Below are 26,485 nucleotides of genomic sequence, written 5' to 3'. Positions count from 1 at the left end.
CATAACATCGATCACCGCACGGCCCTTGTGCACCGAAGCACAATCTCCCGGCCCTGGAGGCTCCTTTGCACCGTCGCACAGCGCTCTCCGTTTCCGCCGCCCTGCTCCTGGCGGCCCCACTGCTGTCCGCGTGCTCGGGCGAAGCCCGCCCCGGCACCGCGGCCGTGATCGGCGGCGAACGGATCACCACCTCCGCGCTCCAGGCCCAGGTGAACGACGTCCGCACCGCACAGAACAGCTCCGAACACGCGGCCGAGCTCATCGCGGCCGTCCCGCAGCTCGACCGGGTCAAGCTCAGCACGATGCTGCAGAGCCGGATCCTCGACCGGATGGCGAAGGACGCCGGGATCGACGTCACCCCCAAGGAGCTCCAGGACGCCCGCAAGGCGTACGACGAGGGCAACCGCGGGGCCGCGGCCTTCGAGGAGGCGATCTTGCAGAAGGCCGCCGTCGCCCCCGACCAGATCGAGCGCTGGGTCCGCGACCAGGTGCTCTTCGAGAAGCTGAACGCCAAGTACGGCGAGGGCAAGCTCGCCGAGCCCGCCGCGAAGGCCGCGGCCAAGCTCGGCATCGAGGTCAACCCGCGCTACGGAGTCTGGGACCCCCAGCGGGTCACCCTCGGCGAGCACTCGACCCCGTGGATCACCCAGGTCACCCGGCCCGAGCAGCCCCCGGCCGGCGCCTAGGCGCTCGCCCGGGGGAGGTAGGTTCGGAGGGTGACTGACGACGTGTCCTCCGAGCCCACCGGCCGCATCGTGCTGCTGACCACCAGCCACCGGGTGGCCCCCGGCATGCTGTCCTGGCCCGCCTGGCAGACCCTGCACGCCGCGGACCGGGTGCTGTGCGCCGACCCGGGCCACGTCCAGCTCCCCTACTTGCGCGAGGCCGGCGTCGACGTGGCCCTGGAGGCCCCCGACGCCCAGGCGCTGATCGAGGAGTGCGCCGGCGGGCACACCGTCGTCGTCCTGCTCAGCGGTGAGGGGGACCGGCGCCTCACCGACGGGCTGGCCCGCTTCGCCGGCTCGGGCCGGGTCGCCGTACCGGACCTGGAGCTGCTGCCGGGCTCGTACGACCTGCCCGGCGCACGCCTGCTCGACCTCGTCCAGGTCATGGACCGGGTCCGGCGCGAATGCCCCTGGACCTCGGAGCAGACCCACGAGGGACTGGCGAAGTACGCCATCGAAGAGGCCTACGAGCTGGTCGAGGCCATCGAGGCCGGGGACCGGGAGGAACTGCGCGAGGAGCTCGGGGACGTCCTGCTCCAGGTGGTCTTCCACGCGCGCATCGCGGAGGAGGGCGGCCCCGGTGAAGAGGACGAGCCGTTCTCCATCGACGACGTGGCCGGGGCCCTCGTCGAGAAGCTGATCCACCGGCACCCGCACGTCTTCGGCGACGCGACGGCGCTGACCCCGCAGGACGTGCACGCGCACTGGCAGCGCACCAAGCAGGAGGAGAAGCAGCGGGAGTCGGTGACCGACGGGATTCCGGTCGGACAGCCCGGTCTCGCGCTCGCGGCCAAGCTGGCGGGCCGCGCCCGTGCGGGGGCGGTGCCCGTGGAACTGCCCCGCGGAGAGGGCGTCGGGTACGAACTGCTGGAACTGGCGGCGCGTGCCGAGGCGGCGGGGACCGACCCCGAGACCGCGCTGCGCGCGGCGGCCCGGACCTACCGGGACGCGATCCGCAGGGCCGAGGGCGTCGGCGAGTAGCCATCGGCGGCGGTAGCCCTCAGCGGCGGGTGGCACCCGCGGCGGCGTCAGGCAGCGGTGTCCTCAATGCTCCCGGGGAGCCCGGCCGGACGGGTTGTGCCAGTGCGGGTCGGGGCGGTTCAGGAACCACTCGCCGAAGCCCATCGGTCGGCTTCCGTCCTCCTGGCTCCTGCCACTGGCGGGTACGGAGTCGTAGAAGATCCCTTCGGGGCGCGCGCCGAGTTCCTCCAGGAGGTTCGAGGTCTCCCGGATGAACTGCGGCGGACCGCTCAGGTAGACGTTCTGGTCGGGCCACAGCCCGCGGTTGCTGAGCGCGGTCGCCAGCCGGTCGGTGGCCTGGTTGCGGTGCTGGCCGGGGGCGGGGGTGATGTAGGTGACGCTCAGCCAGTCGAGGGAGTCCGCGTACGCGTCGATGAGCGGGCGGTCGTAGAGGTGTGCGGCGTCCCGTGCGACCACGAAGAGCCGCGCGTCCTGATCGGGAGGGTGTTCCGCCAGGTCCTCCAGCATCGCGCGGACCGGGGCCCAGCCGGTGCCGGCGGCTATGAAGCTGACCGGGCGGTCCTCGCGGCGGAAGGTCATCTGCCCGCCGGCCGCGCCCAGCCGCAGCACGTCCCCGGGCTGGGTCTCGCGGATCAGGGCGGTGCTGAGGCGGCCGCCCTCGATCCGGCTGACGTGCAGGTCGAGCGTGCCGTCGGTGCGGGGCGCGTTGCCCAGGGAGTACGTGCGCCAGGTCGTCGGCACCCGGTCGCTGCTCACGCTCGCGTACTGGCCGGGGACGTGGGGGAAGTGCACGTGCGGGCGGAGGGTCAGGACGCCGATGTCCTCCCCGTACAGCAGGTGGCGTACGACTTCCGCGTCCCACCAGGGCGGGTCCGTGCTCTCGGCGGCGCCGGCCATCATGGCGTCCGCGATCACCTGGTACGCCTCTGACCAGGCCTTCTCCACCTGGGGGTGCCAGGCGGACCCGGAGGCCTCGGCGAGCGCGGCGATGAGGCTGGTGCCCACGGCCGCGTAGTGCTCGGGCCCCGCCAGGAACTTGCGGTGGTCGCGGCCGAGGTCGCGCAGATAGGGGACGAGCGTCTCGTTCTCCAGGTGGGCGATGACATGGGTGAGCGCGGCGAAGAGCCGGTCCCGTTGCCGTTCCATGTCTTCGAGGGAGGCCGGGAAGAGATCACGGACTCCGGGGTTGTGCCAGAAGAGGTGGGAGTAGAAGAACTTGACCGCGTGCTCGGCCCGTCTCTCCACCACCGCGAAGCTGCTTTTCAAGATCCTCACATCCACAAAACCGAAAGTAGGAACGCCGGGGAACGTGAGGTCAAGCCAGAGCCGATCTACGGACAGCCGCGACAACTGGTCCATATGGGGTGACGGGTGGCGGGCGGGATACGGTCTCCGGGTGCACGAGCAGACCCCCGCAGCCCCCGAAGAGCCCGCCGCCGACCAGTCCGTGGACGGAACCGCGCCCCTCTCCACACCCGCCTCCGCCTCCCCTCCGACCCTGTTCGACTGGGAGTTCGCGACCGACCCGTACCCGGCGTACGCCTGGCTGCGCGAGCACGCCCCCGTGCACCGCACCACGCTCCCCAGCGGGGTCGAGGCCTGGCTCGTCACCCGGTACGCCGACGCCCGCCAGGCCCTCGCCGACCAGCGGCTCAGCAAGAACCCGGCACACCACGAGGGCTCCGCACACGCCAAGGGCCGCACCGGGATCCCCGGGGAGCGCAAGGCGGAGCTGATGACGCACCTCCTCAACATCGACCCCCCGGACCACACCCGGCTGCGCCGGCTGGTGTCGAAGGCGTTCACCCCGCGCAGGGTGGCCGAGTTCACTCCGAGGGTGCAGGAGCTGACCGACCACCTCATCGACCGGTTCGCGGAGAAGGGGGAGGCGGACCTCATCCACGAGTTCGCCTTCCCGCTCCCCATCTACGCCATCTGCGAGATGCTCGGCGTACCGCGAGAGGACCAGGACGACTTCCGCGACTGGGCGGGAATGATGATCCGCCACGGCGGCGGGCCGCGCGGCGGCGTGGCCCGGTCCGTGAAGCAGATGCGCACCTATCTCGGGGAGCTCATCCACCGCAAGCGCGACGACCTCGGCGACGACCTGATCTCCGATCTGATCCGGGCGAGCGACCACGGCGACCACCTGACGGAGGCCGAGGCCACCGCCATGGCCTTCATCCTCTTGTTCGCGGGGTTCGAGACCACGGTCAACCTCATCGGCAACGGGGTCCACTCCCTCTTCATGAACCCGGAGCAGCGCGAGCGGCTCCAGCTCTCCCTGGCCGCGGGCGAGACCGGACTGCTGGAGACCGGCGTGGAGGAGCTGCTGCGCTACGACGGCCCGGTGGAGCTGGCCACCTGGCGGTTCGCCACCGAGTCCTTCACCCTCGGCGGCCGGGACATCGCGGCGGGAGATCCGGTCCTGGTGGTCTTGGCGGCGGCCGACCGGGACCCCGAACGGTTCGCCGACCCGGACACCCTGGACCTGTCCCGGACGGACAACCAGCACCTCGGGTACGGGCACGGCATCCACTACTGCCTGGGTGCCCCGCTCGCCCGGCTCGAAGGGCAGACCGCCCTCGCGACCCTGCTGACGCGGCTGCCCGATCTGGAACTCGCCGTGGCACCCGAAGAGCTGCGCTGGCGCGGTGGGCTCATCATGCGGGGGCTGCGGACGCTGCCGGTCCGCTTCAGCGCCGAATCGAAGCCCCAAAACACCTGAAACCAGCCTGATCCGAAGTCAGTTCACTGCCCAAACTTGTGACAGGCGTTCGAAGGCCGCTAGGTTCTGCCGTTACCCCGCCGTTATGCGAAAGGTGCAGCCTCATGCGTTCCGGGAACGGCCGCCACAGACGCCCCCGACAAGTGCCCGCACTTGTCGTCACCGCCGGAGTCACCGGCACCGCACTCGCCCTGCCGCTGCTCGCCGCCACGGGCGCGAGCGCGGCGGAGACCTCCACATGGGACAAGGTCGCCGAATGCGAGAGCGGCGGCACGTGGAGTGCCAACTTCGGCGGCGGCGCGTACGGCGGGCTGCAGTTCACCCAGGAGCAGTGGAAGAGGGCCGGCGGGCTCGACTTCGCCGAGCGCGCCGACCTGGCCAGCCGCTCCCAGCAGATCGCGGTCGCCGAGCGCGTGCTGGCTTCCCAGGGCCCGCAGGCGTGGCCGCTGTGCGGAGTGCCGGCCGGTCTGACCCAGGACGCGCCCGCCGCCGAGGTGGACCCGGGCCTGCCCAGCGGTTCCGGATCCGCCTCCCCGGCGCCCTCCCGCCCGGACGACTCCGTGCCCCACACCGGCTCGGGCAAGCCGTCCACGGACTTCGGAGCCCCTACGCCGAAGACCCCGGCTCCCGAGGCCCCGTCGGCCTCGACGCAGCCCGACTACCCGATCGGCGTGCCCGGCGAACTGCCCGTCATGCCCGCGCCGGACCTGGAGACGCCCCCGGGACTCCCGGGCGACCCGACGGCTCCCACGAGCCCGGTGGACCCCACCACCCCGGTGGCGCCGCCGTCCGGGGACCCGACCGCTCCGGTCGGCCCCACCACGCCGGTGGCTCCGCCGTCGGGGGACCTGACGACTCCGGTGTCCCCGTCCAATCCGGGGGACCCGACGAACCCGGCAAATACGGTCAACCCGGTTGATCCCACGGCCCCGACGACTCCGGCCGCACCCGGTGCGTCCACCGCTCCGGGCGCGACGCCGACCCCCGGTGCGGCCTCCGGTTCGGCTTCCGGTTCGACCGAGGGCGGCGGCAAGCACCGCGGCCCGGCCGCGGTCGAGACGGCCTCCGCGTCTGATGCCGCGTCGGAGTCGACGTACACCGTGAAGGCGGGCGACAGCCTCATCGAGATCGCGGACGCCAACGGAGTGAAGGGTGGCTGGAAGGGTCTCTACGAGGCCAACGAGCAGGTCATCGGCGGCGATGCGGACCTGATCAAGCCCGGCCAGAATCTGGATCTAACGGATCAATAGGGGCACTTAAGTCGCCCGGAACCAGCTGATTGTCCGTTTTCTGTAAGTGAGACATGTGTCTCTTCAGGTCAACTGGCGTGTCCGGTCCGGCGGGTTCCGCAAACCCCGCCCTCACCTGCGCAAACACCCTTCCGGGGAGCGCAAGTAGGCACCGGTTCCCCCCGATGTTCCTCGTTGAACATCGGGGGGAGACCTGTCTACCTTCTGAATCGCTCGCCACCGCGGGCTCCTTCGACCGCATCGCCGAATCCTGCCGGCGGACGGAGGGAACACTCGTCGCGTAAAGCGCCGAAGGCAGGAGCGGGGGAACCAAGGTAGGCGCCGGTAGCGGCCGTTGAGAGACGGTCACATCGCCGGCTAGGGGTTAAGACGAGCGCTAGGTCGCTCGGCCGGGCACTCACTCGCCCGAACCCGACAGCTCACCTCGTAGGCGTCGGTGAGGAGAACTCCATGCTGCTTTCGGGCAAGGGCAAGCACCGTCGCGGCTCCAAGGCCGTCCGCATCGTCACGCTCGCCGGTGTCGCCGGTGTCGCCGTGGCCGCGCCGCTGATGGCCGCGGGCACCGCTTCCGCCGCGACCGGCGCCGAGTGGGACCGGGTCGCCTCGTGCGAGTCCGGCGGCAACTGGTCCATCAACACGGGCAACGGCTACTACGGCGGCCTGCAGTTCTCGTCCTCCACCTGGGCCGCGTACGGCGGCAAGGCGTACGCCGCGCAGGCCAACCAGGCCTCCAAGGGCCAGCAGATAGCCATCGCCGAGAAGGTCCTCAAGGGCCAGGGCAAGGGCGCCTGGCCGTCCTGCGGCGTCGGCCTGTCGAACTCCTCCTACACCGGCGGCGGCTCGGGGACGACCACCCCCTCCAAGCCGAAGACGCAGCCGAAGCCGGCCGCGCCGAAGGTGAAGCCGAAGCCGAAGGCCGAGGCTCCGAAGAAGGAGACCAAGCGCGTCGAGGCTCCGACGACCCGCTCCGAGCGTCCGGCCGCCGCCCCGAAGACGGGCAACGGCTCCTACGAGGTCAAGTCCGGCGACACGCTGGGTGCGATCGCCGACGCGAACAACGTGTCCGGTGGCTGGGAGAAGCTCTTCGAGCTCAACAAGGAGATCGTGTCGGACGCCAACCTGATCTACCCCGGCCAGAAGCTGAACCTCAGCTGAAAGCCGTGAGAACGCTCGTGTCCGCTTCCGCGACGCGCAGTAGTTCCACCGCGTAGTTCCACCAGCGATTCCACCGCCCGGCGCGTAACCCCCTTCGCGCCGGGCGGTGCTGTGTGCGGATGTCTCCGGCCTGACGAAGCCTCCGAAAGGCCGATGATCAAGGGTCCTATGTCCTGTAAGAGGGGCATTCAGGCCCTTTTTCGTCCCAGCCCCCGGGCGGTCGGCTGGCCGAGTGCCCGGAGGCGGTTAGGCTCTAAGCGGCAAGGCCATCCCACGGCCTGACACGCCACCGCACACCCAGCGTCACATCCCAGAAGGAGATGCTCGTGCCGTCCATCGACGTCGTCGTAGCCCGGGAAATCCTGGACTCCCGAGGCAACCCCACGGTCGAGGTCGAGGTGGGCCTCGACGATGGCAGCACCGGCCGTGCTGCAGTCCCGTCCGGCGCCTCCACCGGAGCGTTCGAAGCCGTAGAGCTCCGTGACGGTGACCCCAACCGTTACTTCGGCAAGGGCGTAGAGAAGGCCGTCCTCGCCGTCATCGAGCAGCTCGGCCCGGAGCTCGTCGGCTACGACGCCACCGAGCAGCGCCTGATCGACCAGGCGATGATCGACCTGGACGCCACCGAGAACAAGGGCTCCCTCGGCGCCAACGCCATCCTGGGCGTCTCCCTCGCCGTCGCGCACGCCGCGTCCGAGGCCTCGGACCTCCCGCTGTTCCGCTACCTCGGCGGCCCGAACGCGCACCTGCTGCCCGTTCCGATGATGAACATCCTGAACGGTGGGTCGCACGCCGACTCCAACGTCGACATCCAGGAGTTCATGATCGCCCCGATCGGCGCGGAGTCCTTCTCCGAGGCCCTTCGCTGGGGTGCCGAGGTCTACCACACCCTCAAGAAGGTCCTGCACACCAAGGGCCTCTCCACCGGTCTGGGCGACGAGGGCGGCTTCGCGCCGAACCTCGAGTCGAACCGCGCCGCGCTCGACCTCATCGTCGAGGCCATCAAGCAGGCCGGCTACGTCCCGGGCACCCAGATCGCGCTCGCGCTCGACGTCGCCGCGTCCGAGTTCTACAAGGACGGCAACTACGAGTTCGAGGGCAAGTCCCGCTCGGCCGCCGAGATGACCGACTACTACGCCGAGCTCGTCGACGCGTACCCGCTGGTCTCCATCGAGGACCCGCTGTTCGAGGACGACTGGGCCGGCTGGAAGACCCTCACCGACCGCCTGGGCTCCAAGGTCCAGATCGTCGGCGACGACCTCTTCGTCACCAACCCCGAGCGTCTCGCCCGCGGCATCGAAGAGGGCTCGGCGAACGCCCTGCTCGTCAAGGTGAACCAGATCGGTTCGCTGACCGAGACCCTGGACGCCGTCGAGATGGCCCAGCGCAACGGTTTCAAGTGCATGATGTCCCACCGTTCCGGTGAGACCGAGGACGTCACGATCGCCGACCTCGCGGTCGCCGTGAACTGCGGCCAGATCAAGACCGGCGCCCCGGCCCGCTCGGACCGCGTCGCCAAGTACAACCAGCTGCTGCGCATCGAGGAGATCCTCGACGACGCCGCGGTGTACGCCGGCCGCAGCGCCTTCCCGCGCTTCAAGGGCTGAACACCCTGATCGGTCCTTAGGGGCGCAAGCCTCCCTACGTCCCCGCACTCGGTCCCGTACCGTGTGCGGGGACGTAGTGCGTCGTGCGCATATAGGGGAGGCGGATCAATGGCCGGGAACCGGGACCGGTTCGCCACGTTCTCGACCGCGACCAGGCTCAAGCAGCTCGGTGAGCGGACCGCGGCACACGTGTACCGCTCGCAGTCCCGCCGGCAGGTCCGCCGCAGCCGGCTCACCGGCCGGGCCGCCCTGCTCGTGCTCGTCCTCTGTACCCTGGTCGTCGCCCTCGCGTATCCGATGCGCCAGTACGTCTCCCAGCGCTCGGAGATCGCGCAGCAGCAGAAGGAGGCGGTCTCCGCGCGGGACCGGCTGGAACGGCTGCGCGACGAGAAGGCCCGCTGGCAGGACAACGCGTACGCCGAGCAGCAGGCGCGCAAGCACCTGCACTTCGTCCGGCCGGGTGAGGTCAGCTACATCATGACCGACCCCGGAGCCGCCGCGGGAGAGCAGCGCCGCGGCGGACAGGCCGCCACCGACCGGCCCTGGTACTCCAACGTCTGGGACGGCGTCGACAAGGCCGACCGCCCGGGCGACTGAGTCCCACCCATCCACGAGAACGAAAAGACTTCCTCCAGGCATGCAGACGCCCCCGCCCCAGACCGACCGGACCGAGCCGACCGCCGCCGACATCGAGGCGTTCGAACAGCAGCTCGGCCGCCCCCCGCGCGGGCTCCGCGCCATCGCGCACCGCTGCCCCTGCGGGCAGCCGGACGTGGTGGAGACCGCCCCGCGGCTCCCCGACGGCACCCCCTTCCCGACGCTGTACTACTTGACCTGCCCGCGGGCCGCCGGTGCGATCGGCACGCTGGAGGCCAACGGCGTGATGAAGGAGATGCAGGCCCGCCTCGCCGTGGACCCGGAGCTGGCCGCGGCCTACCGGGCCGCGCACGAGGACTACATCACCCGCCGCGACGCCATCGAGGTGCTCCAGGGCTTCCCGAGCGCCGGCGGCATGCCGGACCGGGTGAAGTGCCTGCACGTGCTGGTCGGCCACTCCCTGGCCGCGGGCCCGGGCGTGAACCCGTTCGGCGACGAGGCCCTGGCGATGCTGCCCGAGTGGTGGGCCAAGGGCGCCTGCGTCACCCCGTGCGGCGAGAAGAAGGCCGACGAGAACGCGACGGCCACGGACGGGGAGGCGGGCGCGTGACCCGGGTCGCGGCCGTCGACTGCGGTACGAACTCCATCCGGCTCCTCGTCGCGGACCTCGACCGCGCCACCGGCGAGCTGACCGACCTGGACCGCCGGATGACCGTCGTCCGGCTCGGCCAGGGCGTCGACAAGACCGGCCGGCTGGCCCCGGAGGCGCTGGAGCGCACCTTCGCGGCGTGCCGCGCGTACGCGGCGGTCATCAAGGAGCTCGGCGCCGAACGGGTGCGCTTCGTGGCGACCTCGGCCTCCCGGGACGCCGAGAACCGGGACGAGTTCGTCCGGGGCGTCCTGGACATCCTGGGCGTCGAGCCCGAGGTGATCAGCGGGGACCAGGAGGCCGAGTTCTCCTTCACCGGCGCCACCGGCGAGCTGACCGGCCGCACCGATCTGGAGCGGCCCTTCCTGGTGGTGGACATCGGCGGCGGCTCCACGGAGTTCGTGGTCGGCACCGAGCACGTCGGGGCGGCCCGCTCCGTCGACGTGGGCTGTGTCCGGATGACCGAGCGTCACCTGACGGTGGACGGGGTAGTCACCGACCCGCCGACCGCCGGGCAGATCGCCGCGATACGGGCCGACATCGAGGCGGCCCTGGACCTGGCCTCCGAGACGGTCCCGCTGGCCGAGGCGCGCACCCTGGTGGGCCTGGCCGGTTCGGTGACCACGGTCGCCGCGATCGCACTGGGCCTGGAGGCGTACGACTCGGCGCGGATCCACCACTCCCGGATCCCGTACGGGACGGTCCGCGAGATCAGCGAGCGGATGCTGACGCTGACGCACGCCGAGCGCGCGGCCATCCCGGTGATGCACCCGGGACGGGTCGACGTGATCGGCGCGGGCGCCCTGGTCCTGCTGGCGATCATGGAGCGGATCGGCGCCACGGAGGTCGTCGTCTCGGAGCACGACATCCTCGACGGCATCGCCTGGTCCATCGCCTGACGGCCCGTTTCGACACGCACGTGACGGTGCCCCCGGCGGATCCCGCCGGGGGCACCGTCACGTCCGGACGGCTACCCGTCCAGCCGGACCGGCATCAGGAGGGAGAAGGACTCCTCGTCGTCGGGGCGGCGGATCGCCACGGGGGCCTTGGGGGCGCCTAGCTCCAGGATCAGCCGGTCGCGGGCTCCGGCGGCGAGCGCGTCCAGCAGGAACGCGCGGTTCAGGCCGACGTCGGCCGGTTCGTCGTCCCCATCCGCGCCGAGGGACACCGTGCCCTCGCCGGTCACCCTGAGCACACTGAGCTCGCCGGTCGCACCGTCCTGCTCGCGCACGGCCGGCCGGACGGGGCCGTTCTCCAGCGCCTCGCGGAAGGCCGGTACGTCGACCAGGACCCGGCGCCCCGCGGGCAGGCTGACCAGGCGGCGGTAGTCGGGGAACTCGTGGTCCAGGCAGCGGCCGGCCGCCTGGCGGTCCGCCGCCTCCGTCTCCAGGGCCACGCGGTCGCCGTCCACGGTCAGCAGGACCGGGGCGTCGTCGCTCAACAGCGCCCGCATCGCGTCCGCGAGCGGGGCGGGTACGAGGAGCCTGACGCGGGGCCCGGTGTGGCCGGTGACCCCGGCGCGGGCCACGGCCAGGCGGTACCGGTCGGTGGCCACGACGCGCAGCGCCCCGTCCTCGATGTCGAACAGGATGCCGCCGAGCACGGGCAGCCCGGGATCGGCCGAGACGGCGAACCGGACCGAGTCCAGGGCGGCGGCCAGCTCGGGCCCCCAGACGGTGAGCCGGGCGGTCGTGCCGGCGGCGGCGTGGGCGGTGGCCTGGGCGGTCGTGGGGGCGGTCGTGTTCGTGGTCGTCATCGGGTTCTCCCTGCGGTCGAGTAGGGCGCGGATCGCGGAGAGCTCGGTGCGGGCGTCGGACAGGCCCTCTTCCAGCCGGAGCAGGTGCGCCCGGAGCAGGCCGCGGACCAGATCGGTGTCCGCGCCGGCCCAGCCGGCCAGCACGAGCCGGATGTCCGCCAAGGGCATCCCGGTCCGCCGGAGGCGGGCCAGCAGCCGGGCCTCCTCGACCTGCTCGGGTCCGTACCAGCGGTACCCGCTCGCCGGGTCCACCCGGACGGGAACCAGCACGCCGGCCCCGTCGTAGAACCGCAGGGCACTCACGCTCAGGCCGCTGTCGAGGGCCGTCTCGCCGATACTGCGCATCTCGTTCTCCACGCCCCGAACCCTGGTCCCTCGACCAGGTCGAGGGTCAAGAAGGGCTCCCGGAGGGCTGTTCGGGGGCCTTTGGTCCCGTCGTCCACATGAACTTCGTGAAGTTCTTCACAAGGAAAAGGTGCCTATGAGGGCTCTGGAGGAGCCTTTTGGGTGAGTCCGGAGCCTCCTGGGCCTTCTTTTTGCTCGCGTTCGTGCGATTGAAGGTCGCGGCGCACCTCTGGCGGTAGGTATCCACGAAGGCGGTGGTCTACTCCGCTTAGGGGCTTGGAGGCCAGTTCAGGACTGGTGTTCAACGACTCCCGTTACACCCTGGTTCCCGCTCCGCGCCATGACCTCGGTCACGTGGGCGGCGGAGTGTAGCAGAGGGTCCGGAGGTCCTTGTGAAGGGGCTCACGAGCGTCATCCCTTGGGGTGCTGGATACTTTTCCTCATGAGCACCACGGAGCGTCCCAGGATCCTCGTTGTAGGAGGTGGGTACGTAGGCCTGTACGCAGCCAAGCGCATCATGAAGAAGATGCGTTACGGCGAGGCGACCGTCACGGTCGTCGACCCGCGCTCGTACATGACCTACCAGCCCTTCCTCCCCGAAGTGGCCGCAGGCAGCATCTCGCCTCGGCACGTCGTCGTACCGCTGCGACGCGTGCTTCCGAAGGCTGAGGTCCTCACCGGCCGTGTCACGAACATCGACCAGGACCGCAAGGTCGCCGTCGTCACGCCGCTGGTCGGCGAGGCGTACGAGCTGCCCTTCGACTACCTGGTGATCGCGCTCGGCGCCGTCTCCCGCACCTTCCCGATCCCCGGCCTCGCCGAACAGGGCATCGGCATGAAGGGCGTGGAAGAGGGCATCGGCCTGCGCAACCACGTACTCGAGCAGCTCGACAAGGCCGAGTCCACGACGGACGAGGACGTCCGCCGCAAGGCCCTCACCTTCGTCTTCGTCGGCGGCGGCTTCGCCGGTGCCGAGACGATCGGCGAGGTCGAGGACATGGCCCGCGACGCCGCGAAGTACTACTCCAGCATCAAGCGCGAGGACATGCGCTTCATCCTGGTCGACGCGGCCGACAAGATCCTTCCCGAGGTCGGGCCCAAGCTCGGCACCTGGGGCAAGGAGCACCTCGAGTCGCGCGGCATCGAGATCTACCTGAACACCTCCATGGACTCCTGCGTGGACGGCCACGTGGTGCTGAAGAACGGCCTCGAGGTCGACTCCAACACCCTCGTGTGGACCGCCGGCGTCAAGCCCAACCCGGTGCTGGCCCGCTACGGCCTGCCCCTGGGCCCCCGCGGCCACGTGGACGCCGAGCCGACCCTCCAGGTCAAGGGCACGGACTACATCTGGACCGCCGGCGACAACGCCCAGGTGCCCGACCTCGCCGCCCGCAAGGCCGGCGTGGAGAACGCCTGGTGCCCGCCGAACGCCCAGCACGCGCTGCGCCAGGCCAAGGTCCTCGGCGACAACGTCATCTCGGGCATGCGGGGCTTCCCGCAGGCCGAGTACTCGCACTCCAACAAGGGTGCGGTGGCGGGCCTCGGCCTCCACAAGGGCGTGGCGATGATCGTCATGGGCAAGATGAAGATCAAGCTCAAGGGCCGGCTCGCCTGGTACATGCACCGTGGCTACCACGGCATGGCCATGCCGACCTGGAACCGCAAGATCCGCGTCTTCGCCGACTGGACCCTCGCCATGTTCCTCAAGCGCGAGGTCGTCTCCCTCGGCGCCCTGGAGAGCCCCCGCGAGGAGTTCTACGAGGCCGCCAAGCCGGCGCCGGCTCCGGCCGCCGTCACGGCCCCGGCCGAGAAGGCCAAGGCCTCCTGACCCCGTAGGGCCCCGGCAGGACCAGCAGGACCGGCAGTACCAGTACGACCCAGTGCGTCCCGAAGGGGCCGCCCGCCATCCGTGGTGCGGGCGGCCCCTTCGGCATATTCGGGACCGGATCCGGGTATGCCGTGCGGTCGGAACTTGTCGAACTCGTCGGTGCTTGTTGGAGGATCCCGCATGAACGACGCCGCGCCGCGGCTGGCCGCTTTAGCCGAAACCCTGATGGGAGCCCCCCTCCCCGTCCGGATCCGGGTCTGGGACGGCAGCGAGGCCGGTCCGCTCGGCGGTCCCATCCTGGTCCTGAACAACCGGCGCGCCCTGCGCCGGATCCTGTGGAAGCCCGGCGAGCTCGGCCTGGCCCGCGCCTGGGTGGCCGGGGACCTCACCGTCGACGGGGACCTGTTCGAGCTGCTGGACCGGGTCGGCGGACTGCTCTGGGAGCGGGACCGCGAGCCCGCTCCCGAGCCGTCCGCCGGCAAGGGCGCCGGGCCCGCCGCCCTGCTGCGCGATCCGCGCTCCCGGGCCGCCGTACGGGGCCTCGTGGGCCTGGCGCGGCCGTGGACCAAGCCCGCCCCGCCGCCCGAGGAGGCTGTCCGCCGCGGCGGCCCCCGGCACACGAAGGGCAGCGACCGGCGGGCCATCAGCCACCACTACGACGTGGGCAACACCTTCTACGAGCGGGTGCTCGGCCCGTCGATGGTGTACTCCTGCGCCTACTGGACCCCCGGCGGGAGCCTGGAGGACGCCCAGCGGGACAAGCTGGACCTGGTCTGCCGCAAGCTCGCCCTGGGCCCGGGGGACCGGCTCCTGGACGTCGGCTGCGGCTGGGGCTCGATGGCCCTGCACGCGGCCCGGGAGTACGGGGTCAAGGTCACCGGGATCACCCTCTCCGGCGAACAGGCCGCCTACGCCCGCAAGCGGGTCGCGGAGGAGGGCCTGGCGGACCTCGTGGAGATCCGGGTCCAGGACTACCGGGACGTCAAGGACGGCCCGTACGACGCCGTCTCCTCCATCGGGATGGCCGAACACGTCGGCGCCGAGCGCTACCGCACGTACGCCCACACGCTGTACGGCCTGCTGCGGCCGGGCGGGAGGCTGCTGAACCACCAGATCGCGCGGCGTCCCGAACCGGACGAGGAGGCCTACCGGATCGACGCGTTCATAGACGCCTACGTCTTCCCCGACGGCGAGCTGTCCCCACTGGGCACCACCGTAGGCGAGCTCGAGCGGGCCGGCTTCGAGGTCCGCGACGTGGAGGCGCTGCGCGAGCACTACGCGCTCACCCTGCGGGCCTGGGTGGCCCGGCTGGAGGACCACTGGGAGGAGGCGCAGCGGCTGACCTCGCCCGGGCGGGCCCGGGTCTGGCAGCTGTACATGGCCGCCTCGGCGCTCGCCTTCGAGCACAACCGGCTCGGCGTCAACCAGGTGCTCGCGGTGCGCACCGGGAAGCGGTCGGCCTCCGGGATGCCGCTGCGGGCCCGGGAGTGGCCCGCGTAGCCCCGTACGGCGGGGAACGGCGGCAGGGCCCCGCGACGTGATGTCGCGGGGCCCTGCGGCTTCGTACGGGTGCCGTCGTACGGCTGCCGCGGCTATTCCGTCTTGATCGCGGTCAGCATGTTCAGCCGGGCCGCGCTGCGGGCGGGCCACATGGCCGCCAGGGCGCCGACGATGCCGGCCAGCAGCATGAAGATCGCGATCCGGTCGAAGGGGATCACCAGGGCGTAGTTCGGGATCGAGGCCTTGATGGTCTCGCCGACGGCCCAGGCGATGAAGGTGCCCAGCGCCACGCCGATCACCGCGCCGAAGAGCGCGATCACGATGGCTTCCAGCCGGATCATGTTCTTGACCCGGCCGCGGTCCAGGCCGATCGCCCGCAGCATGCCGATCTCCTGGGTCCGCTCGTACACGGACATCGCCAGGGTGTTGACGACGCCGAGGACCGAGATGATCAGGGCCATGCCGAGCAGGCCGTACATGATGTTCAGGGCGGTGTTGATGAGGCCGCCCATCTCGTTGCGGATGTCCTGCTGGGTGGCGAAGGTGATCGCCGGGTTCTTGCCGAGGGCGTCGACGAGGGACTGCTCGGCCTTGTCGGAGGCGCCGCCGTCCATCTTGACGTAGACCTCGCGCATGCTCGGCTTCTCGCCGTCCGCGCTGTGCCCGGCGAGGACGCCGTAGTCCATCACGTAGGGGGAGAGCATGCCCTCCATGTCCTTGTAGACCGCGCCGACCTTGAGGTCCGCCTTCTTCCGGTCGTCGAAGGTGACCTTCAGGGTGGAGCCGACCGACAGGCCGTCCTTCTTCGCGGCCTTGTCGGACACCGCCACCTCGCCCTTGGCGAGGCTGCCGAGCTGTCCGCCGACCAGGTCGAAGTTGAGGAGCTGGCCGATGGTGGCCGGGTCGACCCCGGAGACGTCCTGGTACTCCTTGCCCTCGCCGAGCTGGACGAAGCCGGTCTGCAGCGGGGAGACCGCCTTGACGCCCGGGGCCTTCTGCAGGGCCGGGAGCACGGAGGGGTCCATGTTGCCGAAGGTGTCGCCCATGGACACCTTGTAGTCGGCCTTGAGGTTGTCCGTCGTCATGCGGTCGATGGCCTTGCCCATCGTGATGCCGAGCACGGACAGGGCGGTGACCAGGGTCAGGCCGATGGCCAGCGAGGCCGCGGTGACGGCGGTGCGGCGCGGGTTGCGCACCGCGTTCTGCGCGGCGAGCTTGCCGGCGACGCCGAAGACCTTCTCCAGCAGCGGGCGGACGGCCGCGATGACCGGCCGGGAGAGCGCCGGCAGCAGGATGATGATGCCGATCATCGTGAGGAAGGCACCGGCGCCGATCATCATCTTGCCGTCCTTGCCGGTCATGGCGCCGCCGAGGATGGCGAGCAGACCGAGCAGGGTGACGGCGCCGCCGATGCTGTTGCGCAGCACCAGGGACTTGGAGGAGGCCGGCAGGTGGGCGCTGCCCATCGCGGCGACCGGGGAGATCTTGGCGGTGCGGCGGGCCGGCAGCCAGGCGGCGAGCATCGTGACGAGGACGCCGATGCCGATCGCGGCGGCGACGGTGAGGGGGGCGACGACCACCGGGCCGGCCGGGATCTTGGCGTCGAAGAGGCCCATGGCGGAGCGCATGGCGACCGCGAGGCCGATGCCGCCGATCAGGCCGATGGCGGAGGAGATCACGCCGACGACCAGGGCCTCGGCCAGGACCGAGCGCTTGACCTGGCCGCGGTTGGCGCCGACGGCGCGCAGCAGGGCCAGTTCCTTGGTGCGCTGGGCGACCAGCATGGTGAAGGTGTTGTAGATCAGGAAGACGCCGACGAAGAGCGAGATCAGCGCGAAGGTCAGCAGCATCTGGTTCATGCTGCTCATGCCGCGCTCGATGTCCTTGGCCTGCTCGGCCGCGAGCGCCGCGCCGGTCTGGGCCTTGGCGTCCTTGCCGACGAGCGGCTTGATCTCGGTCAGCAGCCGGTCGGCGGAGGCGCCGGCCTTGGCGCTGACCGCGAGCTCGTCGTAGAAGCCCTGCTTCAGGTAGAGCTGCTGGGCGGTCGGGGTGTCGAACAGGACGAGCGAGCCGCCCGCGTTGACCGCGCCGTCCTCGGTGGTGAAGACGCCGGCGAGCGTGTACTCCTTGGCCGGGCCGTTGTCGGCCACCCGGACCTTGTCGCCCACCGTGTACTTGCCGCGCTTGGCGGTCTCCTTGTCGAGGGCGATCTCGCCGGCCTTGGCCGGGCCGTTGCCCTCAGAGAAGGTGTAGCGGGGGTCCTTGCCGTCCTTGAGGGGGACGAAGTTGGCGCCGGTGTTGGACCAGCCGTTGCCGATCAGCTTGCCGTCCTGGTCACCCACCGCGGCGAAGCCGTGGACGCGGCCGGAGGCGGAGTCGACGCCGTCGAGGGCCTTGACCTTGTCGAGGGTCTTCTGGCTGATGCCCGGCTCGCCCTCCTTGACGCCCTCGTCGTTGCGGGAGGCGCCGTAGGAGGTGACCGAGACGGCGACGCCGTCGAAGCTCTTGGCGGACTGGTTCGACATCGCCTTGCCGACGGTGTCGGTGAAGACGAGCGTGCCGGAGACGAAGGCGACGCCGAGGACGACGGCGAGCACCGTCATCAGCAGCCGGGCCTTGTGCGCGAGCACGTTGCGCAGGGCGGTACGGAACATGGTGGAGGAATCCAGGTCTAGGAGGTCAGCGGGGACGGACGTCTGCGAGGGGCGCGGGCGTCCGTCAGCTGGTGCGGCCCTTGGCGTCGAAGGCCTTCATGCGGTCGAGCACGCCGTCCGCGGTGGGCTGGATCATCTCGTCGACGATGCGGCCGTCGGCGAGGAAGATGACGCGGTCCGCGTAGGAGGCGGCCACCGGGTCGTGGGTGACCATCACGACGGTCTGGCCGAGCTCGCGCACGGAGTTGCGCAGGAAGCCGAGGACCTCGGCGCCGGAGCGCGAGTCGAGGTTTCCGGTGGGCTCGTCACCGAAGATGATCTCGGGGCGGGAGGCCAGGGCGCGGGCCACGGCCACGCGCTGCTGCTGGCCGCCGGAGAGCTGGGTGGGGCGGTGGGAGAGGCGGTCGGAGAGGCCGACCATGTTGATCACCGAGTCCAGCCACTGCTTGTCGGGCTTGCGGCCGGCGATGTCCATGGGGAGCGTGATGTTCTCCAGGGCCGTCAGGGTCGGCAGCAGGTTGAAGGCCTGGAAGATGAAGCCGATCTTGTCCCGGCGCAGCTGCGTCAGCTGCTTGTCCTTCAGGGTGGACAGCTCGGTCTCGCCGATGCGGACGGACCCGGCGGAGAAGGTGTCCAGGCCGGCGACGCAGTGCATCAGCGTGGACTTGCCGGATCCGGAGGGGCCCATGATCGCGGTGAACTGGCCCTGCGCGAAGTCCACGGAGACGTTGTCCAGAGCGACCACCTGGGTCTCGCCCTGGCCGTACACCTTGGAGAGGCCGGAGGCGCGCGCGGCGACGGCCTGGGCGGTGTGCGGGGCGTAGTTCATGGTGGTCACGGGGGCGGCTCCTCGAAGGACGGACCGGGCTCACGGTCCGCGGTGGGCGGGACTCCTCCATCCTCGTGGCGCCTACCCCCGCTCCGGATCAGCCGTGATGCCCCTTCTCCGGTCCCCTGGAGACTGACCACGGAGGGCCGGGCCTCCTCCTTTGGTATGACAGCGGGGCGGGGCGGACTCGGGGAGGCAGCCGGTCCGGCGGGGCCCGGAACGGGAAACGGGAGCCGCGCGCGGGCCGGATCGGAGCCCCCGCCGGGGGTGGGAACGGAGCCCGCACCGGGGGCGGAAGCGGAGCCGGGACCGGGGACGGAAGCGGAACGGCGGGGGACCGGAAGCGGAGCCGGCCCGAGGGGGTGGCGCACGGGGTGGCGTGCGGGGTGGCGCGGGGCCATCGAAATCCCGTCAATCCCGTGGCGGCCATGATCGACGCCCGGAACGTGCCGACCGCGCCTTCTGTCCCCTGACGGGCCATCAATCACCAATAAAATCAGACAACATCGGCGAGATGCCCAGGTGGGGGCGCAAGTGTTCCGGATAGGCTCGGCGCAGCGTTCAAGGCTTTTCCTACGGGGCCGCTACGCCCTGCCCGGATGGTGGAATGCAGACACGGCGAGCTTAAACCTCGCTGACCCTCGGGTCGTGCCGGTTCAAGTCCGGCTTCGGGCACGATGATGTTGAGGACGTTCCGATTCAGGCCGGAACGCGCGGACGGCGGGGGCGCCACGGGTACCCCCGCCCGTCACGCCAGAGCCGCCCCTCACACCCGAGACCCCAGGGGAAAGATCCTCCTCCAGCAGTAGGGCGATTCCTTTGCGTTCGCATTACTCTTGACTCCAAGGCCGCGCACGGTGGCCATGGAGGAGTGAGATGAGGAGCAGCAACCCGGTCTTCTCGCGACGGGGATTCAGCCGCGACAACGGTGCTTATGCGGGCTTCGGTACGCAGCAGCCCCAGGCCCAGGCCGGGACCGCCACCAACCCGTACGCGACCAACCCCTACGCGACCGACCCGGCCACGGGTATGCCGCAGGCGCCGGTCCGCGGCAACGCGATGACCATCGACGACGTCGTGAGCCGTACGGCTCTGACGCTCGGCACGGTCATCCTGACGGCGGCGATCTCCTGGATCGTTCTTCCGGTCGACTCGGCCAACATCAACAAGTCGTACGGCATCGCCATCGGCGCCGCGCTCATCGCGTTCGTGTTCGCGATGATCCAGTCGTTCAAGGCCAAGCCGGTCCCGGCGCTGATCCTGGCGTACGCCGCCTTCGAGGGCGTCTTCCTCGGCGTCATCAGCTCGGCCGTCAGCACCTACACCGGCCCGGGCACGGTCGTCCAGGCCGTCATGGGCACGATGTGCGTCTTCGCCGGCGTGCTGTTCGCGTACAAGATGCGCTGGATCAGGGTGAACCGGCGCTTCGTCGGCTTCGTGATGGCCGCCGCCGTGGGCTTCATGCTCCTGATGGTCGTCAACCTGCTGTTCTCCGTCTTCGCGGGCGGCGACGGCCTCGGCTTCCGCAGCGGCCCCCTGGGCATCCTGTTCGGCGTCATCGGCATCCTCCTGGGTGCCGCCTTCCTCGCCATGGACTTCAAGATGGTCGAGGACGGCGTGGCCTACGGCGCCCCCCGCGAGGAGTCCTGGCTGGCGGCCTTCGGCCTCACCATGACCCTGGTGTGGATCTACATGGAGATGCTGCGCCTGATCTCCATCCTCAAGGGCGACTAGCACCACCGGCTCCACCCGTAGAGCCGAGGAAGGCCCCGCGAGCACGCGCTCGCGGGGCCTTCCCGCATGTCGGGGGTCAGCGGATCGGGTGATCGGGGCGGACGGGAAGTCGGGGGCTCGGGACGGGGGCAGGGGCCGGCTCAGCCGAACTTGCGGGCGGCCCTGCGCAGGTCGTGCTCGTGGATGATCGCCTTGGCCTGGCCGTACGACAGCTCGTGCGCGCCGAGCAGCCAGCTGACCTTCTCTTCGAACCGGACGAGGGAGGGGCCGTCCTCCACGGTCCGCAGCCAGTCGGAGAGTTCACGACCGGTGGAGCGGGGGATTCTGTCGATCATGTTGCGGTGGGTCTGCTCGGAGAACTCGACGGACATGGGCGCCTCCGGAGGTATCGCCGTGCTGCTCTCTTCACGCCACCGTGCCGGAGAGTTCGCCCGTTGGCAATGGCGCCGGGGCGGCGCGTAAGGTCGGCCGGGTGCTCGATACCTCACCCTTGACCGCCGCCGTGGAACGTTTCGCCGACCGGCTGCGGGCGGCTCCGCAGAGCCGGCTCCAGCAGGGAGCCGCCGAGGTGGCGCTGGACCTGGCCCGGGAGCTCTCGCTGCGCGCACAGCGGCTGGAGGCGGCCTCCGCGGGCTCCGGGGACGGCAGGGACGGCGCGGGGGCGGCTCCGGCGCGGACGATGCCCGACGCCGGCATCTTCGTGGTGGGCGACCAGCTCGCCGTGGCCGGGCTGGACCTCGCCGAGGCCCTGTACGCAGCGTCGGCCGGCGCGGCCGGCGCGGTGGGCTCCCCGGGCGCGACGGACGCACAGGACGCACCGGGCCGGGACGTGGCGAAGGCCCCGTCCGAGATGCTGGACGAGGCCGTTCGGCTGGTCGATCAGGCGGAAGCCGGGGCGCTGCGGTGACGCGGATCGCCGCGCGGGCTCAGAGCGAGGGGCTCAGAGCGAGGCGATGACGCGGTCGGCGAGGATGTAGACGTTGCTGTCCGGGTCCTCGGAGTCGCCGCAGGAGAAGGTCAGGGCGTAGGCGCCGGAGATGCCCGAGCCACCCAGCAGGACCGGGGCGCTGCCCGAGCGCAGGGCGTCGGCGAGCCGCTCGGCGGTCTCCCGGTGGCCCGGGGTCATGCAGAGCGTGGTGCCGTCCGTGAAGACGTACACGTCCAGGGTGCCCAGCGGGCCGGGGCGGACGTCCGCGAGGGCCGTACGGGCCTCCGCGAGCTCCTCCAGGCGGTTGACCGTGCGCTCGTGGTCGGCGCCGGGGTGCGAGGCCTGCACGGGGACGAAGTCCGGGTGCGAGGGGTGGCGCCGGCGGGCGGCGGCCAGCTCGGCCGAGTCCTCCGGGTAGGCCGGGTAGTCCTCGGCGTCGTCGCCCAGGAGCGGCTCGAGGCCCACCATGTCCGCCTGCCGGGGCAGGAAGACGGGGCTCTCCTCGCCGAGGCCGGACAGGCCGCCCAGCAGCGAGGGGGCGTCGGCGGCGTCACGGGCCTCCTGAGCGGCCCAGAAGGCACGCGCCTCGGCGAGCTCGCGCTCGCGCTCCTCGGCCAGGGCCTCGGCGACGGCGGCTCGTATCTCGGCGGCGGGGGACTCCACGGCGCTGCGGGCGTGCGGAACGGTTGCGGCGGCGCCACGGGGGTGCGAAACCGTCAGCTCACCGCGGAGTGCGGTGACCTGCTTGCGCAGGCCGTGGACGGCGTGCAGCGCAGCAGCGCCGACGGCCGTGGCAGCGGCCGTGGTCAGCAGTAGGGCAAGAGGCATGACGCTCACTGACTAACTCCTGATTGATTCGATCCCCCGACTTCCTACATCAGCTTGTCCTGACCTGGGAATGGCTTGCAGTGCATTACGTCATGAATTGGACAGGCCTTTCGTCCCGGGAGCCCCTCCCGAACCAGGCCTGACCTGGGGAAACAATGATCCCCCAGGACTAAGGTCACATCCTGGGGGACATTTGGTCACAGAATGGCCGCGACAGGATTAGATTCGGCGTCAGTACGGCGTATGGGATCAAGCGGATCCCTTACGGCGTCTGGCCTCGGCTCTTGATCCCGATGGCCCCGCTCGATCGAGACCTAGCTGAGACGCTCGATGATCATGGCCATGCCCTGACCGCCGCCGACGCACATGGTTTCGAGGCCGAACTGCTTGTCGTGGAACTGCAGGCTGTTGATCAGCGTGCCGGTGATGCGCGCGCCGGTCATCCCGAAGGGGTGACCGATGGCGATGGCCCCGCCGTTGACGTTCAGCTTCTCCAGCGGGATCTCCAGGTCCCGGTAGGAGGGGATCACCTGGGCCGCGAAGGCCTCGTTGATCTCGAACAGGTCGATGTCGCCGACGGTCAGGCCCGCCCGCTTCAGGGCCTGCTTGGAGGCCTCGACCGGGCCCAGGCCCATGATCTCGGGGGAGAGGCCGGTGACGCCGGTGGAGACGATCCGGGCCAGCGGGGTCAGGCCCAGCTCGCGCGCCTTGGTGTCGCTCATGACGACCAGCGCCGCGGCGCCGTCGTTCAGCGGACAGCAGTTGCCGGCCGTGATCAGGCCGTCGGGGCGGAAGACGGGCTTGAGGCCCTGGACGGCCTCCAGGGTGACCCCGGCGCGCGGGCCGTCGTCCTGGGAGACGACCGTGCCGTCCGGGGTGGTGACCGGGGTGATCTCGCGGGCCCAGAAGCCGTTCTTGATGGCTTCCTCGGCCAGGTTCTGCGAACGCACGCCGAACTCGTCCATGTCGGCGCGGGTCACGCCCTTGAGCCGGGCCAGGTTCTCCGCGGTCTGCCCCATGCCGATGTACGCGTCGGGGGTGCGGCCGTCCTCGCGCGGGTCGTGCCAGGAGGACCCGGTGGACTCGGCGACCTCCTTGGTGCGGGCCTCGGAGTCGGCGAAGAGCGGGTTGTGGGTGCCCGGGATGCCGTCGGAGGAGCCGTTCACGGACCGGGAGACCATCTCGACGCCCGCGGAGATGAAGACGTCGCCCTCGCCCGCCTTGATGGCGTGCAGCGCCATCCGGGAGGTCTGCAGCGAGGAGGCGCAGTAGCGGGTGATCGTGGTCGCGGGCAGGTGGTCCATGCCCATCTGCACCGCGACGATCCGGCCGAGGTTGTGGCCCTGCTCGCCGCCCGGGAGGCCGCAGCCCAGCATCAGGTCGTCGATCTCGCGCGGGTCCAGCCCGGGGACCTTGGCGAGGGCGGCCTGGATGACCGTGGCGGTCAGGTCGTCCGGGCGGACGTCCTTGAGGGATCCCTTGAAAGCGCGCCCGATCGGCGAACGGGCGGTGGAAACGATGACGGCTTCGGGCATCGGGGCTCCAAGGGAAGTGGTGTCGTACCGGGACCGCATGCGAAGTTACCGCCCCGTACCGTCGAGGTCACTGCCCTTGCGATGTGACTCCGGTCGCTCTGGGCGCGTCCGGCGCACCGTCCGGCGCGGCACCTCCAGTCTGCTCCGTCCGCCCGGTCTGCCCCGTCTGCTCCGTGAGGTCCTCGCCCGGCACCCGGCGCCTGCGCCGGTACTTGAGCAGGGCCCAGGCGCCCCGGGCCCCGGTCACCTCCGTGCCGGCCTGTCCCGCCGCCGCCGAGGCGGCCTTGGCCAGCGGGAGCATGTCCTCGTTGCGCGACACGTCCAGCCGGTCCGACTCGGGCCAGACGCCCAGGGCCGCGCACAGGGTGGGCAGTATGGCCATCGCCGCGGTCGCGTACCCCTCCGCCGACGGGTGGTAGGAGTCCGGACCGAACATCTCGCGGGGGTTCGCCGCGAACTCGGTCCCCATCAGGTCACCGATCGAGACGGTACGGGCGCCCAGCGCGAGCACCCCGATCGTCTGGGCGGCCGCCAGCTGGCGCGAGACCCGGCGGGCCAGCCACCGCAGCGGCTGGTACACGGGCTCGATGGTGCCGAGGTCCGGACAGGTGCCGACCACCACCTCGGAGCCCGCGAGCCGCAGCCGGCGTACGGCCGCGGTCAGCAGCCGCACCGACTGGGTGGGCGGCATCCGGCGGGTCACGTCATTGGCGCCGATCATGATCACGCACACGTCGGGGGGCGGTTCGTCACCGTCCAGCAGCAGCCCCGTCTGGCGGTCCAGGTCGTCCGACATCGCACCCGAAAGGGCTACGTTGCGCAGCTCGACCGGCCGCTCGGCCACCGCCGCCAGCCCCGAGGCCAGCAGGGCGCCCGGCGTCTGCCGGGCCCGCCGCACGCCCAGCCCGGCCGCCGTGGAATCGCCCAGCACGCCGAACCGCAGCGGGCCCGGACTCAGCTCGGGCCCGCCGAACTCGCTCCCGTACAGCCCGTCCGCGCGCGGCGGATCCGGGAGCCCGGTGCCGACCGTCCGCTTCGCGAACTGCATCTCCGCGACCACCAGCCCGACCGCGGCGGCCCCGACGAGCCCGAGCCCGCCACCGCCGTACGCCGCCCCCGCCGCGATGCGGCGGGCCGTCCTCGCCCTGGACACCCTTCAAGCCACCTTCTCGGTCCCTTGGCCGGATCCCTGCGCCGTGCCTGCTCGACCCCGCCGTCCTGTTGACCTTCCTGCCCCGTAGGGACGGTCGGCCAATCCCTTTCCGCATAGTCTGGCGGTGCCTCCCGGAGAACCCGTGGAGTCCCCTCCTTGGAGAACATGGTGCAATTCCACGACTCGATGATCAGCCTCGTCGGCAACACCCCGCTGGTGAAGCTCAACCGTGTGACCGAAGGCCTCCAGGCCACCGTCCTTGCCAAGGTCGAGTACTTCAATCCCGGCGGATCCGCGAAGGACCGGATCGCCGTACGGATGATCGAGGCCGCCGAACAGAGCGGAGCACTCAAGCCCGGCGGCACCATCGTGGAGCCCACGAGCGGCAACACGGGCGTAGGACTCGCCATCGTGGCCCAGGAGAAGGGCTACAAGTGCATCTTCGTCTGCCCCGACAAGGTCTCGGCTGACAAGATCAACGTCATGCGCGCGTACGGCGCCGAGGTCGTGGTCTGCCCGACCGCCGTCGACCCCGAGCACCCGGACTCGTACTACAACGTGTCCGACCGCCTCGTGCGCGAGACCCCGGGAGCCTGGAAGCCCGACCAGTACAGCAACCCGAACAACCCGCGCTCGCACTACGAGACCACCGGCCCCGAGCTCTGGGAGCAGACGGACGGGAAGATCACCCACTTCGTCGCGGGCGTCGGCACGGGCGGCACGATCTCGGGCACCGGCCGGTACCTCAAGGAGGCCTCCGGCGGCAGCGTGAAGGTCATCGGCGCCGACCCCGAGGGCTCGGTCTACTCCGGAGGCTCCGGCCGTCCGTACCTCGTCGAGGGCGTCGGCGAGGACTTCTGGCCGACCGCCTACGACGCGGAGGTGGCCGACGAGATCATCGCGGTGTCCGACAAGGACTCCTTCCAGATGACCCGTCGCCTCGCGAAGGAGGAGGGCCTGCTCGTCGGCGGCTCCTGCGGCATGGCGGTCGTCGCCGCGCTGCGGGCGGCCGAGGGCCTCGGCCCGGACGACGTGGTCGTCGTCCTGCTCCCGGACAGCGGCCGCGGCTACATCAGCAAGATCTTCAACGACGAGTGGATGGCCGGACACGGCTTCCTGGAGGACGCGGGCCCCTCCGCCCGCATCCGGGACGTGCTCGCGGACAAGGCGGGCGGCATCCCCTCGCTGGTCCACATGCACCCCGAGGAGACCGTCGGCGAGGCCATCGAGGTGCTGCGCGAGTACGGCGTCTCGCAGATGCCGATCGTCAAGCCGGGCGCCGGCCACCCCGACGTGATGGCCGCCGAGGTCATCGGCTCCGTCGTCGAGAAGGAGCTGCTGGCGGCGCTGTTCGCGGGCGGCGCCTCGCTGGGCGACCCGCTGGAGAAGCACATGAGCTCGCCGCTGCCGCAGGTCGGCTCGGGCGAGCCGGTCTCCGAACTGATGGCGGTGCTCGGCGAGGCCGACGCGGCGATCGTGCTGGTCGAGGGCAAGCCGACCGGTGTGGTGAGCCGTCAGGACCTGCTGGCGTTCCTGGCCAAGGGCGCGAAGTAGCCCGTACGGGTTCGGGTACGGGGCCCCGCACGAGTTCGCGTACGGGGCTGCGCGCGGGCGACGCGCAAACGGTACGGGCCCGACACGTGGTGGCAGCACCGGCTTAACACGGCTCCGGCACAGTGGTGGTTGTCGGCAGGGAAGCCCGG

General features: G+C 71.0%; 22 protein-coding genes, 1 tRNA gene and 1 riboswitch. Of the genes, 15 read left to right on the top strand and 8 right to left on the bottom strand.

From position 1 onward, the window contains the following. Positions 1–65 precede the first annotated feature (65 nt). Both ACFYYB_RS31625 and ACFYYB_RS31620 read left to right on the top strand, forming a co-directional pair. Complete coding sequence (locus ACFYYB_RS31625; RefSeq protein ID WP_389439616.1) at positions 66–686, top strand: SurA N-terminal domain-containing protein; 621 nt, start codon at positions 66–68, stop codon at positions 684–686. 30 nt (positions 687–716) lie between these two features. Further along, complete coding sequence (locus tag ACFYYB_RS31620) at positions 717–1,706, top strand: nucleoside triphosphate pyrophosphohydrolase (RefSeq protein ID WP_389439613.1); 990 nt, start codon at positions 717–719, stop codon at positions 1,704–1,706. 63 nt (positions 1,707–1,769) lie between these two features. Here ACFYYB_RS31620 and ACFYYB_RS31615 read toward each other — a convergent pair whose 3' ends face one another. Next, positions 1,770–2,954, bottom strand: a complete 1,185-nt coding sequence (locus ACFYYB_RS31615) for a globin domain-containing protein (RefSeq protein WP_389439611.1) — start codon at positions 2,952–2,954, stop codon at positions 1,770–1,772. A gap of 148 nt (positions 2,955–3,102) precedes the next feature. Here ACFYYB_RS31615 and ACFYYB_RS31610 point away from each other — a divergent pair, with 148 nt between their 5' ends. From ACFYYB_RS31610 to ACFYYB_RS31580, 7 genes are all read left to right on the top strand, one after another. After that, on the top strand, positions 3,103–4,434 hold the full coding sequence (locus ACFYYB_RS31610; protein WP_389439609.1) for a cytochrome P450: 1,332 nt from the start codon (positions 3,103–3,105) through the stop codon (positions 4,432–4,434). Positions 4,435–4,577: 143 nt separating this feature from the next. Beyond that, positions 4,578–5,684 carry a transglycosylase family protein gene (locus tag ACFYYB_RS31605; protein WP_389439607.1) on the top strand — a complete coding sequence of 369 codons (1,107 nt, stop codon included), beginning with the start codon at positions 4,578–4,580 and terminating at the stop codon, positions 5,682–5,684. A 276-nt stretch (positions 5,685–5,960) separates the two neighbouring features. Continuing rightward, positions 5,961–6,132, top strand: a riboswitch (cyclic di-AMP (ydaO/yuaA leader). A 2-nt stretch (positions 6,133–6,134) separates the two neighbouring features. Beyond that, positions 6,135–6,839 carry a transglycosylase family protein gene (locus tag ACFYYB_RS31600; protein WP_389439605.1) on the top strand — a complete coding sequence of 235 codons (705 nt, stop codon included), beginning with the start codon at positions 6,135–6,137 and terminating at the stop codon, positions 6,837–6,839. A 320-nt stretch (positions 6,840–7,159) separates the two neighbouring features. Then, positions 7,160–8,446 carry a phosphopyruvate hydratase gene (eno, locus tag ACFYYB_RS31595; protein WP_389439603.1) on the top strand — a complete coding sequence of 429 codons (1,287 nt, stop codon included), beginning with the start codon at positions 7,160–7,162 and terminating at the stop codon, positions 8,444–8,446. A gap of 108 nt (positions 8,447–8,554) precedes the next feature. Continuing rightward, a complete protein-coding gene (locus ACFYYB_RS31590) occupies positions 8,555–9,043 on the top strand; it encodes a septum formation initiator family protein (RefSeq protein WP_327306392.1) in 489 nt (162 codons plus the stop codon). A 40-nt stretch (positions 9,044–9,083) separates the two neighbouring features. Then, positions 9,084–9,653: a DUF501 domain-containing protein gene (locus ACFYYB_RS31585; protein ID WP_389439600.1), complete on the top strand. Its 570-nt coding sequence runs from the start codon at positions 9,084–9,086 to the stop codon at positions 9,651–9,653. Further along, positions 9,650–10,591, top strand: a complete 942-nt coding sequence (locus ACFYYB_RS31580; protein ID WP_389439598.1) for an exopolyphosphatase — start codon at positions 9,650–9,652, stop codon at positions 10,589–10,591. Before ACFYYB_RS31585 ends, ACFYYB_RS31580 begins: the two co-directional genes overlap by 4 nt. Positions 10,592–10,662: 71 nt before the next feature. Here ACFYYB_RS31580 and ACFYYB_RS31575 read toward each other — a convergent pair whose 3' ends face one another. After that, positions 10,663–11,793, bottom strand: a complete 1,131-nt coding sequence (locus ACFYYB_RS31575; RefSeq protein ID WP_389439596.1) for a MerR family transcriptional regulator — start codon at positions 11,791–11,793, stop codon at positions 10,663–10,665. Positions 11,794–12,235: 442 nt separating this feature from the next. On the opposite strand from ACFYYB_RS31575, the gene ACFYYB_RS31570 reads away from it, so the two are divergent. After that, positions 12,236–13,621: an NAD(P)/FAD-dependent oxidoreductase gene (locus tag ACFYYB_RS31570; RefSeq protein ID WP_389439594.1), complete on the top strand. Its 1,386-nt coding sequence runs from the start codon at positions 12,236–12,238 to the stop codon at positions 13,619–13,621. A gap of 180 nt (positions 13,622–13,801) precedes the next feature. Beyond that, complete coding sequence (locus ACFYYB_RS31565; protein WP_389439592.1) at positions 13,802–15,121, top strand: class I SAM-dependent methyltransferase; 1,320 nt, start codon at positions 13,802–13,804, stop codon at positions 15,119–15,121. Positions 15,122–15,213: 92 nt separating this feature from the next. Here the strand turns inward: ACFYYB_RS31565 and ACFYYB_RS31560 are convergent, their stop codons facing one another. Both ACFYYB_RS31560 and ACFYYB_RS31555 read right to left on the bottom strand, forming a co-directional pair. Further along, positions 15,214–17,775, bottom strand: a complete 2,562-nt coding sequence (locus tag ACFYYB_RS31560; RefSeq protein WP_389439590.1) for an ABC transporter permease — start codon at positions 17,773–17,775, stop codon at positions 15,214–15,216. A 64-nt stretch (positions 17,776–17,839) separates the two neighbouring features. After that, positions 17,840–18,604, bottom strand: a complete 765-nt coding sequence (locus ACFYYB_RS31555) for an ABC transporter ATP-binding protein (protein WP_389439952.1) — start codon at positions 18,602–18,604, stop codon at positions 17,840–17,842. Positions 18,605–19,197: 593 nt separating this feature from the next. Between ACFYYB_RS31555 and ACFYYB_RS31550 the strand changes: the two genes are divergently transcribed. Next, positions 19,198–19,279, top strand: a tRNA-Leu gene (locus tag ACFYYB_RS31550). 201 nt (positions 19,280–19,480) lie between these two features. Further along, complete coding sequence (locus ACFYYB_RS31545) at positions 19,481–20,338, top strand: Bax inhibitor-1/YccA family protein (protein ID WP_266957629.1); 858 nt, start codon at positions 19,481–19,483, stop codon at positions 20,336–20,338. A 140-nt stretch (positions 20,339–20,478) separates the two neighbouring features. On the opposite strand, the gene ACFYYB_RS31540 is transcribed toward ACFYYB_RS31545, so the two are convergent. After that, on the bottom strand, positions 20,479–20,709 hold the full coding sequence (locus ACFYYB_RS31540) for a DUF4287 domain-containing protein (protein WP_389439588.1): 231 nt from the start codon (positions 20,707–20,709) through the stop codon (positions 20,479–20,481). Positions 20,710–20,810: 101 nt separating this feature from the next. Between ACFYYB_RS31540 and ACFYYB_RS31535 the strand changes: the two genes are divergently transcribed. Next, positions 20,811–21,245 (top strand): hypothetical protein, encoded by a 435-nt coding sequence (locus tag ACFYYB_RS31535; RefSeq protein WP_389439586.1) that lies wholly within the window; start codon positions 20,811–20,813, stop codon positions 21,243–21,245. Positions 21,246–21,278: 33 nt separating this feature from the next. Here the strand turns inward: ACFYYB_RS31535 and ACFYYB_RS31530 are convergent, their stop codons facing one another. From ACFYYB_RS31530 to ACFYYB_RS31520, 3 genes are all read right to left on the bottom strand, one after another. After that, complete coding sequence (locus tag ACFYYB_RS31530) at positions 21,279–22,094, bottom strand: hypothetical protein (protein ID WP_389439584.1); 816 nt, start codon at positions 22,092–22,094, stop codon at positions 21,279–21,281. A gap of 314 nt (positions 22,095–22,408) precedes the next feature. Continuing rightward, positions 22,409–23,629 carry an acetyl-CoA C-acetyltransferase gene (locus ACFYYB_RS31525; protein ID WP_327306400.1) on the bottom strand — a complete coding sequence of 407 codons (1,221 nt, stop codon included), beginning with the start codon at positions 23,627–23,629 and terminating at the stop codon, positions 22,409–22,411. A 67-nt stretch (positions 23,630–23,696) separates the two neighbouring features. Beyond that, a complete protein-coding gene (locus ACFYYB_RS31520) occupies positions 23,697–24,782 on the bottom strand; it encodes an SGNH/GDSL hydrolase family protein (protein WP_389439582.1) in 1,086 nt (361 codons plus the stop codon). A gap of 168 nt (positions 24,783–24,950) precedes the next feature. On the opposite strand from ACFYYB_RS31520, the gene ACFYYB_RS31515 reads away from it, so the two are divergent. Next, positions 24,951–26,336: a cystathionine beta-synthase gene (locus ACFYYB_RS31515; protein ID WP_389439950.1), complete on the top strand. Its 1,386-nt coding sequence runs from the start codon at positions 24,951–24,953 to the stop codon at positions 26,334–26,336. Positions 26,337–26,485: the final 149 nt, after the last annotated feature.

Source organism: Streptomyces sp. NPDC002886 (genome assembly GCF_042888445.1).
Lineage (GTDB): Bacteria > Actinomycetota > Actinomycetes > Streptomycetales > Streptomycetaceae > Streptomyces.
The sequence above is the reverse complement of the archived record's forward strand: the minus strand, read 5'-3'. Positions and strand labels throughout refer to the sequence as shown.